This is a genomic window from Parapusillimonas sp. JC17 (assembly GCF_052180245.1).
Taxonomy (GTDB): Bacteria; Pseudomonadota; Gammaproteobacteria; order Burkholderiales; family Burkholderiaceae_B; genus Parapusillimonas.
Window position 1 is genome coordinate 1,490,914 of sequence record NZ_CP197474.1, and the last position, 17,379, is coordinate 1,508,292.

Genomic DNA, 17,379 nt, shown 5'->3' on the forward strand with positions numbered 1-17,379 from the left:
CGTACGGGGTCTGACCCCGCTCGGGCGTTAACAGGCCCTAGGGAAGCCACCATGCCTGAATTCGTCTTTCTCTGGACTGATCTGTTCCTTTTCGGTTTGCTGGCGGCCGTGCTGGTGTATGTCTGGCGGGTACGCCGCTCGCCTTCTTTGCGCCAGACCTGGAAGAGCGTGGCCAGGACGCCGTCGGCCATGTGCGCGGCGGTTCTGCTGTGCTTTTTCGTGCTCGTCGCCTTGCTGGATTCGGTGCACTATCGCCCTTTGCTGCCGCCCCTGCCGGCGGGCGCCGTCGCGACGGCGCAAGGGCCGGTTTATTCTCCCGTCCTGCGCTCCGCGCTGGACGACCTGCTGGCGATGACGCAGTTCTCGAAGCGCGAGAACACTTATTCCGCACCGCTTGCGCTGAGGCAGTTCTCCAAGGAAACGATGCTGGTCGATGGCCGGCCCGTGCGCGATTTTCCGCGTCTTAAGCATGCGGGCCAGGCGCTGGACGACGAAGCCGACCGGCCGGCCGACATCCTTGCGCGGCTGTTGAAGGGTCTTGCGGCCGGCGTGGCGCTTTCGCTGGCGGCGGCCATGCTGTTGACGGCTTGCCAGCGCCCGGGCCGGGCAGGATGGGGCGACGCCTTGCACGCATGGTGGAAAGCGCGCACCGAAATGCCGTGGAGGCCCATGTGGCTAACGTTCAGCCTGCTCGTCGTGCTGGCCTGCGCGGCCCTGTCGGTGGGCGGCGACTATCACGTCCTTGGTACCGACCGCACGGGCAACGATGTTCTTCGCCAGTGCCTCAAGAGCATACGGACCGCCATGGTGATCGGTTCGCTGACGACGGTCGCCATGCTGCCGCCGGCCTTGATATTCGGTATTGCGGCCGGCTATTTCAAGGGCTGGGTCGATGATGCCATACAGTATGTCTATACGACCTTGACATCGATACCCGGCGTGCTGCTCATCGCGGCCTGCGTGCTGATGATGCAGGTGTTCATCGACAACAATCCCGATATGTTCTCGATCGTCGCGGCGCGCGCCGACCTCCGGCTGTTCATGCTTTGCCTGATACTGGGCCTGACCGGCTGGGCCGGGCTGTGCCGCCTGCTGCGCGCCGAAACCCTGAAGCTGCGCGAGCTCGAGTACGTGCAGGCGGCGCAGGCATTCGGCGTTGGCCACTGGCGGATCATGAGCCGCCACCTCCTGCCCAATGTCATGCATATCGTCCTCATCACGCTGGTGCTGGAATTTTCGGGCCTGGTGCTGTACGAGGCCGTGCTGTCCTATCTGGGCATAGGCGTTGATCCCAGCACTCCGTCCTTTGGGACGATGATAGACGCGGCTCGGCTCGAAATGTCCCGCGATCCCATGATCTGGTGGAATTTGCTCGGCGCCTTCGTCTTCCTGCTGGCGCTGGTGTTGTCCGCCAATATTTTCGCGGACGCCGTGCAGAACGCCTTCGATCCCCGCAGCCGTCGTTTTCGGCCGGCCAGTTTCATGCGGCCGGCTCCCCTGGCTCAGGCCGGCGGATCGGGCAAGGAGGCGCGCTCATGATGGAATACATCGACGCCGGCCACGACGGCACCGTGCTCCGCATCGAAGATCTGTCGGTAAGGATCGCCAGCGAGGCGGGCGTGAGCCTGGCGGTCAAGTCGCTGGCGCTGGCCATAGAACGCGGCCAGACCTTCGCACTGGTCGGCGAGTCGGGCTGCGGCAAAAGCATGACCGCGCTGGCGTTGCTGCGCCTGCTTCCCGATGCGGGCAGCATCGCATCCGGGCGCGTGTTCCTGGGCGGGACCGAACTGAACGGCCTGACCGAACAGGGCATGCGCAGCGTGCGGGGCGGCCAGATCGGCATCATTTTCCAGGAACCGTCCACGAGCTTGAATCCGGTGATGACGATCGGCCAGCAACTGGCTGAAGTGATCCGGACGCATACCGAAGCGCGTGGCAGGCAGGTGGATGAAAAAGCGGCCTGGTGGCTGCGGCGAGTGGGAATCGCCGATCCGGAAAAGCGGCTGGGCGACTACCCGTTCCAGTTCTCCGGTGGGCAGAAGCAGCGGATCATGATCGCCATCGCCCTGGCGGCCGGGCCACGGCTGCTGATTGCGGACGAACCCACCACGGCGCTGGACGTGACGGTGCAGGCGCAGATTCTAGCGCTGCTCGCGGACATCCAGAAAGAAATGGGCCTGGCCATCATGCTGATCACCCATGATCTGGCGGTGGTGAAGAATGTGGCCGACTACGTGGCCTTGATGCGGGCGGGTGAAATCGTCGAAACCATGGACGCGGCGAGCTTTTTTTCCGCGCCCCGGCACCCTTATGCGCGCGAGTTGCTGGCCGCGATACCGACGTTCGAGAAGCGGGGTCGGCCGCTGGCCGGCGCGCGCATGCCCGCAGGCGTTGGGGCGCCGTTGGAGCGCGCAGGGCATGCCGGTCAGGGCAACATACTGTTGTCGGTGCAAGGGCTGTCGGTCGCCTATTCGCGCAGCAAGGGCCTGCTGCAGCGGCGGGCCGAGCCGGTCACCGTCGTCCGGGATGTGTCCTTCGACTTGCGCGCGGGCGAAACCCTGGCCCTTCTGGGCGAATCCGGCTGCGGCAAGACGACCACGGCCAAGGCCTTGATCAGGCTGTTGGACAAGCAAGCCATCGTGCGCGGCCGGGCGACGCTGCAAGGCGAGGACCTGCTGTCCGCGCGGGGCGCTCATCTGCGCCGTATCCGCCGTTCGATCCAGATCGTTTTCCAGGATCCGTATGCGTCGCTCGACCCGCGCATGATGGTGGGCGACATCCTGGAAGAAGGGATATCCGCCTTGAGGCCCGATCGCTCGCGTACGCAGCGGGCGAACCTGATCCGGTCCCTGATCGACCGCGTCGGCCTGCCGGCAAACACGGTCGAGCGTTATCCGCATGAGTTTTCCGGCGGCCAGCGCCAGCGCGTGGCAATCGCCCGGGCGCTGGCCGTGGAGCCGTCGGTGCTCATCTGCGACGAGCCGACATCGGCGCTGGACGTATCGGTGCAGGCGCAGATTCTGGACTTATTGCAGGATCTTCAGCGGGAGCTGAATATCGCCTATCTTTTCATCACGCATAATTTCGGCGTAGTCGAGTATCTGGCCGACCGCATCGCCATCATGCATGGAGGCGCGATCATAGAGGAGGGCACCGCCGAGGCGGTGCTGAAGTCTCCCCGCCGGCCCGAAACCCGCCGGCTGCTCGACGCCGTTCCCCGCCTGAGTTGATGGGATGGGAGGGGTCAGACCCCGTACGGGGTCTGACCCCAAAAGCCCGCCAAAGAAGAGATTGGGGTCAGACCCCCTACGGGGTCTGACCCCAAAAACCGCCAAAAATAGCCCGGGGTCAGACCCCGAATGGGGTCTGACCCCCCACCCGTCTGCCATTGAATTTTCCGGCCCTTGCCCCCATAGTGTAGTCATGTCACTCAAAGTCTTCGATCTTCAATGCGAGCACGACCACGTCTTCGAAGGCTGGTTCAGCTCCGCCGACAGCTACGATTCCCAGCAGGCCAGGGGCTTGCTGAGCTGTCCTGTCTGCAATAGCACCGCCATCAGCAAGAAGCTGTCTGCGCCCAGGCTCAATGTGAGCCATATCCGTGCCGCGGACGCGGCGCCGGCCCAGGCGCCCGCCAAAGCGGGGCGCGCGCCCGTGGCGGCGCCGGCTCAGGCCCAGATGGCCAAGCTGCAGGCCGAAGTCTTGCGTCAAATGCGGGAAATGGTGCGCAACACCGAGAACGTAGGTGCGCGCTTCGCGGAAGAGGCCCGGCGCATCCACGAAGGCGAAACCGAAGAACGCGCCATTCGTGGCACGGCCACGCCCGACGAACGCGAGGCGCTTGCCAGCGAAGGCATAGCCGTCATGCCCATACCGGACTTCCTGGACGACGACAGGCTGCAGTAGCACAGCCAGGGGACAGCCTGGCGGTAAAAAAAAACTGCTTGCGCCGTGTGCAATACGGCGCAAGCAGTTTTTTTACATGCGGGTTCTTACATTACCCGGCTACGGTATTCGCCCGTGCGGGTGTCGATTTCGATCTTGTCGCCGATGTTGCAGAACAAAGGAACAGCGACTTCCGTGCCGGTGTTGATCTTGGCGGGCTTCAGTACTTTGCCCGAGGTATCGCCCTTGACGGCCGGTTCGGTATAGGTGATTTCGCGCACGACGATGGTGGGCAGCGCAACCGAGATGGCGCGACCTTCGTAGAACACGACTTCGACCGCCATGCCTTCTTCCAGGTAGTTCAAGGCGTCGCCCATGCTTTCGGCTTCGACTTCGTACTGGTTGTATTCTTCGTCCATGAAAACGTACATGGGATCGGCGAAATAGGAGTAGGTGCACTCCTTGTTGTCGAGCATGACGACTTCGAACTTTTCGTCGGCCTTGTAGACGGCCTCGCTGCCGGAGGCGGTAAGCAGGTTCTTGAACTTCAGCTTGACGACGGCGGCGTTGCGGCCCGATTTGTTGTATTCAGCCTTCTGGACGACCAGGGGATCGCTGCCAACCATGATAACGTTGCCGACACGCAGTTCTTGTGCGGTTTTCATAAATAAAAAACTCCGGGGGTTCTAGGTGCTCCGCCAGATGCACTGCCGGGCCGGAGCATGATTTAGCAAACCAACTATTTTAACCTTTTCGGAAATCCCGCGCTTGGTCATGCTTCGGAAACGGGTGCCGCGCGCTGCGGTCAGCGTCCGGCGTGCTTGCAGAATTCGACCAGCGAGCTGGCGAGATCGGGCAGGCCGGCCAGCGATGAACACCATTGTGCGCTGGCGCGGGTCCATTCAGAAAAGCGTTCCGCTTGCAGGGCGGCTGCCAACGCGTCGGACGCAAGCGTGGCGTCCGGCTGGTTCCAGGCCTCGTGAGACCGCTTGACCATGGCCGGATAGGGCGACCGTTCCAGGAATGCATGGAGCTTTGCCAGGTGGGCATGATCTTCCTGCGGATAGATATGCCAGAGCAGCGGTTTGCCGGCCCATAGCGCGCGTACCAGGGAATCTTCGCCTCGCACGCAATTCAGGTCGCTGCTCCAGAGCAATCGATCGAATCCCGCCTGATCCAGGAAGGGAAACTCGTGAACCAGGACGCTGCCATGCCTGCCCCGGCGCAAGCCGGGACAGACGCCGGCGGGGACCAGAACGAGCGAGGACGCTTCCAGCGTATCCAGAGCCTGGATCAGGGCTGGCGCGGGTGCGTCGGGATAAGCGAAGAGCAGCACTTGCTTCGAGCCTTCCGTCATGCGGGCCAGGAAGTCGCCCGGAACTCCCACGGCACGCAGCAACTCATGGCGCTGCGCCGGCCGGGCCAGCCAGTCGTCCCGTGCCTGGATCAGTCCATCCTCTCGTAGCAATCCGCCCGTTGCCGGAGTGAAGCCCGGAAAGAAGAACGCCTTGCGCAGACCATTGGGCTGGGGCGAGGGGAGGGCATGGCAGGACTCGACCCAGTCTTCAGCGCTCAGGTATTCCAGATTGATCCACATACTGTTGGACGCCGCCATGCGTTCCAGGAATGCCTTGGGCGGATGACAGGCGAATGCCTCGATGACGACATCGTGCGGAGCGAGCGCCGGAGGCGCGGCGGTCCAGTGAACGATATCCACCGCGCAGAGCTCCTGCCGAAGCGCATGGGGGTTCACGTCTGGCTGGATGCGGGCAAAGCTGTCCAGGTCGTCCACCCACAGGCGGACGCGGTGCCGTGCCGGCATGTGGGCCAGCCGACGGGCGAGTCGCCAGCACACCCCGATGTCCCCGAAGTTGTCGACGACGCGGCAGAAGATGTCGAAGGACGGAGCCTGCATCAATGAAAATGCTGCGGGCTCAGGTCGGTTTCCTCGGGTAGCTCAGGATGCATCATGTCGCCCAGCGCGTTGGGGAAATAGGGCGCGCCGCAGTCGTCGCAGAAGTCGATGGGATACACGCCGGCGAGCCGCCGGATGTCGGTGATGCCCAGTTCCTTGAGCAAGTCCACGATTTCGCCGGGTATGTCGACTTGATCGATTTCCGGGGTCTCGATGGCCGCCTCTTCTTTGCTCAGCACGGGCCAGATGCACCCATAGATGACTTCATCATCGCGCTTGGAGCTGAATCCGATGCGGTATTCCTCGATGGCGCGTTCGCCGCAACCCACGATGACCGCCCGGAGGTCTTGCGGAGGGAAGTGCGCAGCCGTGTGCAGCCAGGTTACCGCCGCCTTGAGCGCGTAGGGCCTGATGCGTTTGTCGGCTTCGCGGCAATTGATGTAGAACGCATCGGGAAGCAGGTATTCGGCTTGGCAGCCTGTGAACATGTCGACAAGGACTTCCGAACTGCCCGCCAGCCAGTCGCGGTGGCAATCTTCGCGACTGATGAACGCGCCGTCCGGCCGCGTTGTCTGCCACCGGAAAAGCGCGGCCCCTTTGGGAGCGACGAGCGCCCCGGTCAGGAAGCGGACATCGGCCAGGATGTTTTCCGCATCGGCCGACTTGCGTATGACGAGCGTATCGGACGCCAGGCCGAGCGCCTGCTTGGCCAGTTGCTGCGTCCATTGGCGGGTTTCCTGGAAGGACTGCGGCAATTGTTCGAAGCTGGCAAGCGCAGGCGCCAGGGCCACGCGCACGTCAGGCGCGGCGATATGCTGCTGGATCTGTTCCGTCAGCGCGCGCCGCTGCTTGAGCGTCAGCTTGCCGCTGGGCAACTGGTAGCGTGTCCAGGCCACAATAGGAGCGGTGAACAGCAATACATCGTATTCGACTCCGCCGACTTCGATTTCCAGGGACTCGGAATGGGTTTCGGCATGTTCGACCAGTGTTTCGTAGACATTGATGTCGCCATCGAGCAGGGTGTCGAGGGCGGTTTCGATGGATTGGCTCTTTTTCCCCAGCAGGATTTTCTTAAGCTGGGACCCAAGGAGGTTTTGCCAGTAGCTGTCCTCCATCTGGCTGCCGGAACGGGCGAGCCCTTCGGCAAGAACCAAGAGGCGTTGAGTGTCGCGTGGCAGGCGTGCAGGCGTTGAAGCGGACATATCAATAATACGAAAGTGTAACGGTCAAGAATCGACCAGGGCCTGGAGACGTTGAAGCGTCCCCAGGCCCTAGTGTACCGCCCTCGCGGCTTTATGGCTTTCTATGCGGCAAGCAGTTCGCGCAGTACGTAAGGCAGAATGCCGCCGTGGCGGTAATAGTCGACTTCGGTTGCGGTGTCGATGCGCAGCAGCATCGTAACCTGCTGCGAGCTGCCGTCCTTGCGGTGTATGGTCAGGGTGATGTCCTGCTGAGGACGGATACTGTTCTCGATGCCGGATATATCGTAGGTTTCCTCGCCGGTGATGCTCAGGCTTTCGATGCTGTCGGTGCCCTTGAATTGCAGGGGCAGCACGCCCATGCCCACCAGGTTGCTGCGGTGGATGCGCTCGAAGCTGCGCGCGACCACGGCCTTGACGCCCAGCAGCTGGGTTCCCTTGGCCGCCCAGTCGCGGGATGAGCCGGTGCCGTATTCTTCGCCCGCAAAGACGATGGTCGGGACGCCCTGTGCAACGTAGCGCATGGCTGCATCGTAGATGGAAAGCCGTTCGCCGGAGGGCTGGAGCAGGGTCTCGCCGCCTTCGTAGCGGCTGCCGTCGGGCAGCGGCGGAATCATGAGGTTCTTGATGCGTACGTTGGCAAAGGTGCCGCGCATCATGATTTCGTGGTTGCCGCGGCGCGAGCCATAGCTGTTGAAGTCCTGCTTCATGACGCCGTGCGCCTTGAGCCATTCACCGGCGGGCGAGCTTTCCTTTATGGACCCCGCAGGTGAAATGTGGTCGGTGGTGACGGAGTCCCCGAAGATGGCCAGCGCGCGTGCGCGCTGCACCACCGGCATGGGCGCCGGATGCATGTCGAAGCCTTCGAAGAAAGGAGGCTCGGCAATATAGGTGGAGGAGGGCCAGGTGTAGACGTCGCCCTGCACGCCGGAGATATTGTTCCAGAGCTCGCCGGGATTCGTCTTGATCTCGGCGTAGTTGCTGCGGAAGGCCTCGGGGTCCATGGCTTCGTGCATGAGTGCTTGTATTTCGGCGTTGGTGGGCCAGATGTCGCCCAGCCATACGTCGCCGTCCTTGCCGCGGCCCACGGGCTCGGTCATGAGGTCGCGCAGCACGGTGCCCGCCAGGGCGTAGGCCAGCACCAGGGGCGGCGAGGCCAGGAAGTTGGCCTTGATATTGGGATGGATGCGCGCCTCGAAGTTGCGGTTGCCGGACAGCACGGCCGAGCACACCAGCCCGTTCTGGATGATGGCTTCATTCAGGTCGGGCGTGAGGTCGCCGGCGTTGCCGATGCAGGTTGTACAGCCATAGGCGGCCACATTGAATCCCAGCTGTTCCAGATAAGGCAGCAGTCCCGTCTTCGTGAGATAGTTGGTGACGACGCGCGAGCCGGGGGCCAGCGAGGTCTTGATGTGCTTGGGCACGGTCAGCCCGGCCTGTACCGCTTTCTTGGCCATCAGGCCGGCCGCCAGGAGGACGCTGGGGTTGGAGGTGTTGGTGCAGGAGGTGATGGCCGCGATGAGGATGTCGCCATTGCGCAGGGGCGTGCCCGCGCTGGTCATGAAGGTTTGCTGGAGCTTCTCGGGCGGCAGGTTGAAGCCGGACGTGGACTGTTCCGAGAACAGTCGGGTGAAGGTCGCCTTGACGTCGCCCAGCTCGATCCGGTCCTGCGGACGCTTGGGACCGGCCAGGGAGGGCGTCACGGAGGAAAGGTCCAGGGTCAGCAACTGGGTATAGTTGACGTCTTCGGCGTTGGGAACGCCGTACATGCCTTGCGCCTTGAAATAGGATTTCAGCGCGGTGATTTCAGCTTCCGAGCGTCCCGTGCCCTGGAAGTATTCGATGGTGCGGTCATCGACCGGGAAGAAGCCCATGGTGGCGCCGTATTCCGGCGCCATGTTGCCGATGGTGGCGCGGTCGGTGACGGACAGGCTCGATGTGCCCGGTCCGCAGAATTCGACGAACTTTCCCACGACCTTGTTCTTGCGCAGCAGTTCGGTCAGGGTCAGAACCAGGTCGGTGGCCGTGACCCCGCCTCGGAGTTCGCCCTTGAGTTCGACGCCGACGACGTCCGGCGTCAGGATGTAGACAGGTTGGCCCAGCATGCCGGCTTCCGCTTCGATGCCGCCGACGCCCCAGCCGACGACGCCGATGCCGTTGATCATGGTGGTGTGGCTGTCGGTGCCGACGAGGGTGTCGGGATAGTACAGGTTATTGGCCGCGTCGTAGTGGACGCCGCGCGCGAGGTGTTCCAGGTTGACTTGGTGGACGATGCCGAAGCCCGGCGGAACCACGCCGAAGGTGTCGAAGGCCTGCATGCCCCATTTCATGAACTGATAGCGTTCCTGATTGCGCTGGAACTCCAGCTTCATGTTCAGGTTCAGTGCGTTATTGCTGCCGAAGTAGTCGATCATGATGGAGTGATCGACCACCAGGTCGACCGGGACCAGGGGTTCGATGCGTTTGGGATCCTTGCCCATCTTGCCGGCCACGGATCGCATGGCGGCGATGTCCGCCAATAGCGGGACACCCGTGAAATCCTGCAGCACGACGCGCGCGACCACGAAGGGGATTTCACTGTTGCGCTTGGCGCGAGGCTTCCAGCCGGCAAGCTGCTTGATGTGCTTTTCGGTGATCTTCTTGCCATCGTAGTTGCGCAACACGGATTCGAGCACGATGCGGATCGAAATCGGCAGCCGTTGTACATCGACGCCCAAGGACGCCCCCAACGCCGGCAGGGAATAGAACTGGGCTGTTTTACGCCCGACCTTGAACTGTTGCAGGGTGTTGAACGTGTTGTGCGACATATGAGCTCCAGAAAATGGTTGCGCGGGCAACGGCGGCTGGGCGCCGCAGCGTGTCTCCAGCCTATTTTAGGACTGTTTCCATACTATGGGGGAAATGTAGACCCCCCATGTCTGGGGTCAGACCCCGTACGGGGTCTGACCCCTCGAGGTCGCCTTGGGGCGGCCCGGCGGCGAAATGCAGGCCCCCCGCTGCGCCTTCGGCTTGCCGTGTGCAGCAAAAAAAGATCCCGGCGCGCGGCCGGGATCTTTCTGGCATGTCCGGGGTCAGACCCCATACGGGGTCTGACCCCTTGATACGGCGGGTTGCACAGAACTGGGGTCAGACCCCATGCGGGGTCTGACCCCTTCCGACTCTGCGCGGGATCAGATACCGACCGAGTCTGCGATTTCCTTGTATTCCTCGATCTGGTCGAAGTTCAGGTACTGATAGATCTCATCGCCGCTCTGGTTGATCACGCCCATGTCCGCCATGTATTCCTCGCGGGTGGGAATGCGGCCCAGGCGCGAGCAGATGGCGGCCAGTTCGGCGGATCCCAGGTACACGTTGGTGTTCTTGCCAAGGCGGTTGGGGAAGTTCCGGGTGCTGGTCGACATGACCGTCGCGCCTTCGCGCACTTGCGCCTGGTTGCCCATGCACAGCGAGCAGCCCGGCATTTCGGTGCGCGCGCCGGCGGTGCCGAACACGCCGTAGTGGCCTTCCTCGGTCAGCTGCTGGGCGTCCATCTTGGTGGGAGGCGCAACCCAGAGCTTGGCGGGGATGTCGCGCTTGCCTTCGAGCAGCTTGGAGGCGGCGCGGAAGTGGCCGATGTTGGTCATGCAACTGCCGATGAAGACTTCGTCGATCTTGGCGCCGGCCACGTCGGACAGCGTCTTGACGTCGTCCGGATCGTTGGGGCAGGCCACGATGGGCTCATGGATGTCGGCCAGGTCGATTTCGATGACGGCGGCGTATTCGGCGTCGGCGTCCGGTTCGAGCAGCTTGGGATCGGCGATCCAGGCTTCCATGGCCTTGATGCGGCGGGTCAGCGAGCGTTCGTCTTCGTAGCCGTTGGCGATCATCCACTTGAGCATCACGATGTTGCTGGTGATGTACTCGATGATGGGTTCTTTGTTCAGCCGCACCGTGCAGCCGGCCGCGGAGCGCTCGGCGGAAGCGTCGGAGAGTTCGAACGCCTGTTCGACCTTGAGCTCAGGCAGGCCTTCGATTTCGAGGATGCGGCCCGAGAAGATGTTCTTCTTGCCTTTCTTTTCGACCGTGAGCATGCCTTGCTTGATGGCGTACAGCGGGATGGCGTTGACCAGGTCGCGCAGGGTGACGCCGGGTTGCAGCGAGCCCTTGAAGCGGACGAGCACGGACTCGGGCATGTCGAGCGGCATGACGCCGGTTGCGGCGGCGAACGCCACCAGGCCCGAACCGGCCGGGAAGCTGATGCCGATGGGGAAGCGCGTATGGGAGTCGCCGCCGGTGCCGACCGTGTCGGGCAGCAGCATGCGGTTGAGCCAGCTGTGGATCACGCCGTCGCCGGGACGCAGCGAGATGCCGCCCCGCGTGCTGATGAATTCGGGCAGCGTGTGGTGGGTCTTGACGTCGACGGGCTTGGGATAGGCGGCCGTATGGCAGAACGATTGCATGACCAGGTCGGCCGAGAAGCCCAGGCAGGCCAGGTCTTTGAGCTCGTCGCGCGTCATGGGGCCGGTGGTGTCCTGGCTGCCCACGGAGGTCATGCGGGGTTCGCAGTAGGTGCCGGGGCGCACGCCCTTGCCTTCGGGCAGGCCGCAGGCGCGGCCGACCATCTTCTGGGCCAGGGTGTAGCCCTTGCCCGAATCGGCGGGATTCTGCGGCAGGCGGAATTGCGTGGAAGGCGGCAGGCCCAGCGCTTCGCGCGCCTTGGCCGTGAGGCCGCGGCCGATGATCAGCGGAATCCGGCCGCCGGCGCGTGCTTCGTCGAACAGCACGTCGGACTTGACCTGGAATTCGGCGATGACCTGGCCGTTCTTCAAGGCCTTGCCTTCATAGGGACGCAGTTCGATGACGTCGCCCATATTCATTTGCGAGACGTCGAGTTCGATGGGCAGGGCGCCGGCGTCTTCCATGGTGTTGTAGAAGATGGGGGCGATCTTGCCGCCCAGGCAGACGCCGCCGAAACGCTTGTTGGGAACGAAGGGGATGTCTTCGCCGGTGTGCCAGAGCACCGAGTTGGTGGCGGACTTGCGCGAGGAGCCGGTGCCGACCACGTCGCCGACGTAGGCCACCAGATGGCCTTTTTCCTTCAGGCTTTCGATGAACTTGATGGGGCCGATCTTGCCGGACTCGTCGGGCTCGATGCCTTCGCGCGGGTTCTTGAGCATGGCCAGCGCGTGCAGCGGGATGTCGGGGCGGCTCCAGGCGTCGGGGGCGGGCGACAAGTCGTCGGTGTTGGTTTCGCCGGTGACCTTGAAGACGGTCAGCGTCATGCTGGAGGGGACTTCGGGGCGGCTGGTGAACCATTCGGCGTCGGCCCAGCTTTGGAGGATGGCCCGGGCGTTGGCATTGCCCTTGTCGGCCTTTTCCTTGATGTCGTGGAAGGCGTCGAAGACGAGCAGAGTGCTCTTGAGCGCGTCGGCGGCGACGGGACCCAGTTCGGCATCGTCCAGAAGTTCGATCAGCGGTCCGATGTTGTAGCCGCCCAGCATGGTGCCGAGCAGTTCGGTGGCGCGCTTGCGGTCGATGAGCGCACAGGCTTCCTTGCCGTGTGCGACGGCGGCCAGATACGAAGCCTTGACCTTGGCGGCGTCATCGACGCCTGCGGGAACTCGATGGGTAAGCAGTTCGAGCAGAAAGGCTGCTTCACCCGCGGGCGGCGCCTTGATCAGTTCGATGAGGTCTGCGGTTTGCTGCGCGGACAGCGGAAGAGGGGGTATGCCTGACGCAGCGCGCTCGGCAACGTGTTGGCGGTAGGTTTCCAGCATTTTTGCTTACCCTTGGGTCGAGTTTGGGAAGAGGGGTGTATAGCCTCCATTGTAGTCGGGAGCGCTCTTGGAGGCAAATGTCTTATATCTTATATAAGACTTAAGTCAGGCCAACAGATCCTGGTAGTTTTCATGCCGCCGGATGTAGCTTGCAACGTAGGAGCAGACCGGTCGCACCGACCATCCGTTCGCGCGGGCCGTGTCCAGCGCCGCTCTGGCCAGATCGGCCGCGATGCCGCGCCCGCCCACCGATTCCGGGACGCCGGTGTGGGTGATGGCCATCACGCCGTTCTGCAGTTCGTAGTCCAGCACGCTGAGGGCGCCGTCCTCCAGCCATTCGAATCGCTGCTGGGCGGTATTGTGTTGTATGGCACGGCTCATGACGGGTTTACTCCATGGTGATCAGGACGATGATCCAGAGAAATATCATGGCGAACAGTCCGACGAAGCAACCCGCCCACAGGCCGATGAGCGGCCATTTGACGCGGGTGGGCACATCGGCCGGACGCACATGGCGCAGCAGGTGGTTGGCCTGGCCGGCGATCCAGAAGCTGCTGTTCGGAAATGCCAGGCGGAGAAAGTAATCCAGCAAGATGGCAGCCTTGATGGAAAGCGGGTAGCGCACCCAGGGCCGCTGGTCCAGATAAGGATGACGAAGCGTCTGGTTGGTTTCCCGCAACCGGAAAAGCATCAGCACGGCCAGGGAGACGATGGAGGCCAGTGCGCATGCCACCAGCAGCGTAAAGGACAGAGGCAGGGCGTACAGCAGAAAAGTATTAAACATGAGCAGGAACCCGCACCCAGCCTTCCATCAGGACACGGGCGCTGCGGCTCATGACCGCCTTGGTGACCGCCCATTCCCCGTTCTCGAGCCGGGCTTCGGCGCCGACCCGCAAGGTGCCCGAGGGATGGCCGAAGCGCACCGCCTCCCGTTCGCCGCCGCCCGCCGCCTGGTTGACCAGGGTGCCCGGAATGGCGGCGGCCGTGCCGATGGCCACCGCGGCGGTGCCCATCATGGCGTGGTGCAGCTTGCCCATCGACAGGGCGCGCACCAGCAGATCGACGTCGTCCTGGGCGATTTGCTTTCCGCTCGATGACACATAGCCGGCCGGTCGGGCCACGAACGCCACCTTCGGCGTGTGCTGGCGCTGGGCGGCTTCATCGATGTGCTGGATGAGTCCCATGCGCAGGGCTCCGTGCGCGCGGATGGTCTCGAACATGGCAAGCGCTTTGGCATCGCCATTGATGGCGTCCTGAAGTTCCGTGCCGGTGTAGCCGATGGCGCCGGCATCGACGAAGATCGTCGGGATGCCCGCGTTGATCAGCGTGGCCTTCAAGGGGCCGATGCCCGGGATGTCCAGTTCGTCGACCAGGTTGCCGGTGGGGAACATGGATCCGCCGCCGCCTTCTTCATCGGCGGCCGGGTCCATGAACTCGATCTGGATTTCGGCGGCCGGAAAAGTCACGCCGTCGAGCTCGAAATCGCCCGTTTCCTGCACGGCGCCCTGGGTGATGGGAACATGCGCGACGATGGTCTTGCCGATATTGGCCTGCCAGATCCGGATGGTGGCGATGCCGTTTTCCGGTATGCGTTCCGCATCGATCAAGCCGTTGCTGATCGCGAAGGGGCCGACGGCCGCCGTCAGGTTGCCGCAATTGCCGCTCCAGTCGACGAAAGGCCTGTCGATGGAAACCTGGCCGAAAAGATAATCGACGTCGTGGTCCGGACGCGTGCTTTTTGAAATGATCACCGCCTTGCTCGTGCTGGACGTGGCGCCGCCCATGCCGTCGGTGTGCTTGCCGTATGGGTCGGGACTGCCGATGACCCGAAGCAGCAGGGCGTCGCGGGCCGGCCCCGGCACACGCGCCTCGGCCGGGAGGTCTTCCAGGTGGAAGAACACGCCTTTGCTCGTGCCGCCACGCATATAGGTGGCGGGGATTTTGATCTGCGGTAGGTGAGCCATGAATTCTCCTGTGCTTCAGATGGCGTTCGCCGATTCGAGAAAGTCCTGGGCGAAGCGTTGCAGCACGCCGCCCGCGTCATAGATCGAGACCTCTTCGGCGGTGTCCAGGCGACAGGTCACGGGCACTTCGATGCGCTCTGCGTTCCTGCGGTTGATGACCAGCGTGAGGGTGGCGCGCGGCGTGGGTGTGCCGATGACGTCGTAGGTTTCGGTTCCGTCCAGGCCGAGCGTCTTGCGATTGACGCCGGGCTGGAACTCCAGGGGAAGGACCCCCATGCCGACCAGATTGGTTCGGTGGATGCGTTCGAAACCTTCGGCCACGATGGCTTCCACGCCCGCCAGGCGCACGCCCTTGGCCGCCCAGTCGCGCGAGGAGCCTTGGCCATAGTCGGCGCCCGCCACGATGATCAGCGGCTGCTTGCGCTCCATGTAGGTTTCGATGGCCTCCCACATGCGCGTCACCTTGCCTTCCGGCTCGATGCGTGCCAGCGAACCCTGCTTGACCTGCCCGTTCTCCTGAACCATTTCGTTCAGCAGCTTGGGGTTGGCGAAGGTGGCGCGCTGGGCCGTCAGGTGGTCGCCGCGATGGGTGGCGTACGAATTGAAGTCTTCTTCGGGCAGGCCCATCTTGGCCAGGTATTCGCCCGCCGCGCTGTTGGCCAGGATGGCGTTGGAGGGCGAGAGGTGGTCGGTGGTGATGTTGTCGCCCAGCACGGCCAGGGGGCGCATGCCCTGCAGCGAGCGTTCGCCTGCCAGCGCGCCTTCCCAGTAGGGCGGGCGGCGGATGTAGGTGCTCATGGGCCGCCAGTCGTACAGCGGGCTGATCTGGACGCCGCCGCCGGCAGACGGGGCGAACATGGGTTCGTAGACGACGCGGAACTGTTCGGGTTTGACGCTGGCGGCAACGATAGCGTCGATTTCCTCGTCGGTGGGCCAGATGTCTTTCAGCGTGACGGGCTTGCCGTCCTTGTCTGTGCCCAGGACGTCCTTCTCGATGTCAAAGCGTATGGTGCCGGCGATGGCGTAGGCGACCACCAGGGGCGGCGACGCCAGGAACGCCTGTTTGGCGTAGGGGTGGATGCGGCCGTCGAAATTGCGGTTGCCGGACAGCACCGCCGTCGCGTAGAGATCGCGATCGATGATTTCCTTCTGGATGACGGGATCGAGCGCGCCGCTCATCCCGTTGCAGGTCGTGCAGGCGAAGCCGACGATGCCGAAGCCCAGGGATTCGAGCTCAGGCAGCAGTTTTGATTCTTCAAGATAGAGCTGCACGGCCTTGGAGCCGGGCGCCAGCGAGGTCTTGACCCAGGGTTTGCGGGTCAGGCCGCGGGCATTCGCGTTGCGCGCCAGCAGTCCGGCGGCGATGACGTTGCGCGGATTGCTGGTGTTGGTACAGCTGGTGATGGCCGCGATGATGACCGCGCCGTCGGGCATGAGGCCCGGTTCGCTCTCGACCACGCCGGAAATGCCGCGCGCGGCGAGCTCGCTGGTTGGCACCCGCCGGTGCGGATTCGACGGGCCGGCGATGTTGCGCACCACGGTCGAAAGGTCGAACTTGAGGACGCGTTCGTATTCGGCGGTTTCAAGGCTGTCGGCCCACAGGCCGGCTTCTTTGGCGTAGATTTCCACCAGCTTGACCTGTTCGTCGTCCCGGCCCGTGAGCTTCAGGTACTCGATGGTTTGCTGGTCGATGTAGAACATCGCCGCCGTCGCGCCGTATTCGGGCGTCATGTTGGAGATCGTCGCGCGGTCGCCCAGAGTAAGACGGGATGCGCCCTCGCCGAAGAACTCGAGATAGGATGAAACGACTTTCTCGTTGCGCAGGAACTCGGTGAGCGCCAGCACGAGGTCGGTGGCGGTGCTGCCCGGGCGCAGCTTGCCGGTGAGCTCCACGCCGATGATGTCGGGCAGCCGCATCCAGGATGCGCGCCCCAGCATGACGCTTTCGGCTTCCAGCCCCCCCACGCCGATGGCGATGACGCCCAGCGCGTCGACATGCGGCGTGTGGCTGTCCGTGCCCACGAGCGTATCGGGAAAGGCCACGCCGTCGATGGCGTGGATCACGGGCGACATGCGCTCCAGGTTGATCTGGTGCATGATGCCGTTTCCGGGCGGAATGACGTCGACGTTCTGGAAGGCCTTCTTGGTCCAGTTGATGAAATGGAAGCGGTCATCGTTGCGGCGGTCTTCGACGGCCCGGTTCTTGGCGAAGGCGTCCTTGTCGTAGCCGCCGTACTCCACGGCGAGGGAGTGGTCGACGATGAGCTGTGTGGGCACCACCGGATTGACCTTCGCGGGGTCGCCGCCCTTGGCGGCGATGGCGTCGCGCAAGCCCGCCAGGTCGACCAGCGCGGTCTGGCCCAGGATGTCGTGGCACACCACCCGCGCCGGGTACCAGGGAAAGTCCAGTTCGCGCTTGCGCTCAATCAGTTGCCGCAGCGAATCGGCGAGCAGGGCCGGGTCGCAGCGGCGCACCAGGTTCTCGGCCAGGACCCGCGATGTATAGGGCAGCTTGGCGTAGGCGCCCGGCTGGATGGCGTCGACCGCCGCGCGGGCGTCGAAATACTCCAGCCTGGTGCCGGGCAGGGGTTTGCGATGTGCAGTGTTCATGGCATCCGGGAAAGGAAAGGGAGTCGGAAAGCGGATGTATACGGATACAG

General features: G+C 63.6%; 12 protein-coding genes. 3 read left to right on the forward strand and 9 right to left on the reverse strand.

The window, feature by feature from the left end:
* The first annotated feature begins 51 nt into the window (after window positions 1-51).
* The 3 genes from ACSBPU_RS07205 (at window position 52) to ACSBPU_RS07215 (ending at window position 3,906) form a co-directional block, all read left to right on the forward strand.
* Entirely contained in the window at window positions 52-1,539 is a 1,488-nt protein-coding gene (locus tag ACSBPU_RS07205; RefSeq protein ID WP_442596792.1) for an ABC transporter permease, read from the forward strand.
* A complete protein-coding gene (locus ACSBPU_RS07210) occupies window positions 1,539-3,230 on the forward strand; it encodes an ABC transporter ATP-binding protein (protein WP_442598265.1) in 1,692 nt (563 codons plus the stop codon). The genes ACSBPU_RS07205 and ACSBPU_RS07210 overlap by 1 nt, the downstream gene beginning before the upstream one ends.
* A gap of 193 nt (window positions 3,231-3,423) precedes the next feature.
* Window positions 3,424-3,906: a DUF1178 family protein gene (locus tag ACSBPU_RS07215; RefSeq protein ID WP_442596794.1), complete on the forward strand. Its 483-nt coding sequence runs from the start codon at window positions 3,424-3,426 to the stop codon at window positions 3,904-3,906.
* Between the two features lie 86 nt (window positions 3,907-3,992).
* On the opposite strand, the gene efp is transcribed toward ACSBPU_RS07215, so the two are convergent.
* From efp to acnD, 9 genes are all read right to left on the reverse strand, one after another.
* Window positions 3,993-4,550 carry an elongation factor P gene (gene efp, locus ACSBPU_RS07220; protein ID WP_180067557.1) on the reverse strand — a complete coding sequence of 186 codons (558 nt, stop codon included), beginning with the start codon at window positions 4,548-4,550 and terminating at the stop codon, window positions 3,993-3,995.
* Window positions 4,551-4,690: 140 nt separating this feature from the next.
* Window positions 4,691-5,800, reverse strand: coding sequence for an elongation factor P maturation arginine rhamnosyltransferase EarP (earP, locus tag ACSBPU_RS07225; RefSeq protein WP_442596797.1), 1,110 nt, complete (start codon window positions 5,798-5,800; stop codon window positions 4,691-4,693).
* Window positions 5,800-7,002 (reverse strand): DUF2863 family protein, encoded by a 1,203-nt coding sequence (locus tag ACSBPU_RS07230; protein WP_442596799.1) that lies wholly within the window; start codon window positions 7,000-7,002, stop codon window positions 5,800-5,802. Before ACSBPU_RS07230 ends, earP begins: the two co-directional genes overlap by 1 nt.
* Window positions 7,003-7,103: 101 nt before the next feature.
* On the reverse strand, window positions 7,104-9,806 hold the full coding sequence (acnA, locus tag ACSBPU_RS07235; protein WP_442596801.1) for an aconitate hydratase AcnA: 2,703 nt from the start codon (window positions 9,804-9,806) through the stop codon (window positions 7,104-7,106).
* Window positions 9,807-10,169: 363 nt separating this feature from the next.
* Window positions 10,170-12,755, reverse strand: a complete 2,586-nt coding sequence (acnB, locus tag ACSBPU_RS07240; protein WP_442596803.1) for a bifunctional aconitate hydratase 2/2-methylisocitrate dehydratase — start codon at window positions 12,753-12,755, stop codon at window positions 10,170-10,172.
* A 105-nt stretch (window positions 12,756-12,860) separates the two neighbouring features.
* Complete coding sequence (locus tag ACSBPU_RS07245) at window positions 12,861-13,136, reverse strand: GNAT family N-acetyltransferase (protein WP_442596806.1); 276 nt, start codon at window positions 13,134-13,136, stop codon at window positions 12,861-12,863.
* A 7-nt stretch (window positions 13,137-13,143) separates the two neighbouring features.
* Window positions 13,144-13,539 carry a hypothetical protein gene (locus ACSBPU_RS07250; RefSeq protein WP_442596808.1) on the reverse strand — a complete coding sequence of 132 codons (396 nt, stop codon included), beginning with the start codon at window positions 13,537-13,539 and terminating at the stop codon, window positions 13,144-13,146.
* Window positions 13,532-14,719, reverse strand: a complete 1,188-nt coding sequence (gene prpF / locus ACSBPU_RS07255; RefSeq protein ID WP_442596810.1) for a 2-methylaconitate cis-trans isomerase PrpF — start codon at window positions 14,717-14,719, stop codon at window positions 13,532-13,534. Before prpF ends, ACSBPU_RS07250 begins: the two co-directional genes overlap by 8 nt.
* A 15-nt stretch (window positions 14,720-14,734) precedes the next feature.
* Window positions 14,735-17,329 carry a Fe/S-dependent 2-methylisocitrate dehydratase AcnD gene (gene acnD / locus ACSBPU_RS07260; RefSeq protein WP_442596812.1) on the reverse strand — a complete coding sequence of 865 codons (2,595 nt, stop codon included), beginning with the start codon at window positions 17,327-17,329 and terminating at the stop codon, window positions 14,735-14,737.
* Window positions 17,330-17,379: the final 50 nt, after the last annotated feature.

Bases quoted from the DNA above. Each gene is read 5' to 3' on its own strand.
- ACSBPU_RS07245 (WP_442596806.1), bottom strand. From the start codon at position 13,136: ATGAGCCGTGCCATACAACACAATACCGCCCAGCAGCGATTCGAATGG.
- ACSBPU_RS07230 (WP_442596799.1), bottom strand. From the start codon at position 7,002: ATGTCCGCTTCAACGCCTGCACGCCTGCCACGCGACACTCAACGCCTC.
- acnB (WP_442596803.1), bottom strand. From the start codon at position 12,755: ATGCTGGAAACCTACCGCCAACACGTTGCCGAGCGCGCTGCGTCAGGC.
- ACSBPU_RS07250 (WP_442596808.1), bottom strand. From the start codon at position 13,539: ATGTTTAATACTTTTCTGCTGTACGCCCTGCCTCTGTCCTTTACGCTG.
- ACSBPU_RS07210 (WP_442598265.1), top strand. From the start codon at position 1,539: ATGGAATACATCGACGCCGGCCACGACGGCACCGTGCTCCGCATCGAA.
- acnD (WP_442596812.1), bottom strand. From the start codon at position 17,329: ATGAACACTGCACATCGCAAACCCCTGCCCGGCACCAGGCTGGAGTAT.
- prpF (WP_442596810.1), bottom strand. From the start codon at position 14,719: ATGGCTCACCTACCGCAGATCAAAATCCCCGCCACCTATATGCGTGGC.
- efp (WP_180067557.1), bottom strand. From the start codon at position 4,550: ATGAAAACCGCACAAGAACTGCGTGTCGGCAACGTTATCATGGTTGGC.
- earP (WP_442596797.1), bottom strand. From the start codon at position 5,800: ATGCAGGCTCCGTCCTTCGACATCTTCTGCCGCGTCGTCGACAACTTC.
- acnA (WP_442596801.1), bottom strand. From the start codon at position 9,806: ATGTCGCACAACACGTTCAACACCCTGCAACAGTTCAAGGTCGGGCGT.
- ACSBPU_RS07205 (WP_442596792.1), top strand. From the start codon at position 52: ATGCCTGAATTCGTCTTTCTCTGGACTGATCTGTTCCTTTTCGGTTTG.
- ACSBPU_RS07215 (WP_442596794.1), top strand. From the start codon at position 3,424: ATGTCACTCAAAGTCTTCGATCTTCAATGCGAGCACGACCACGTCTTC.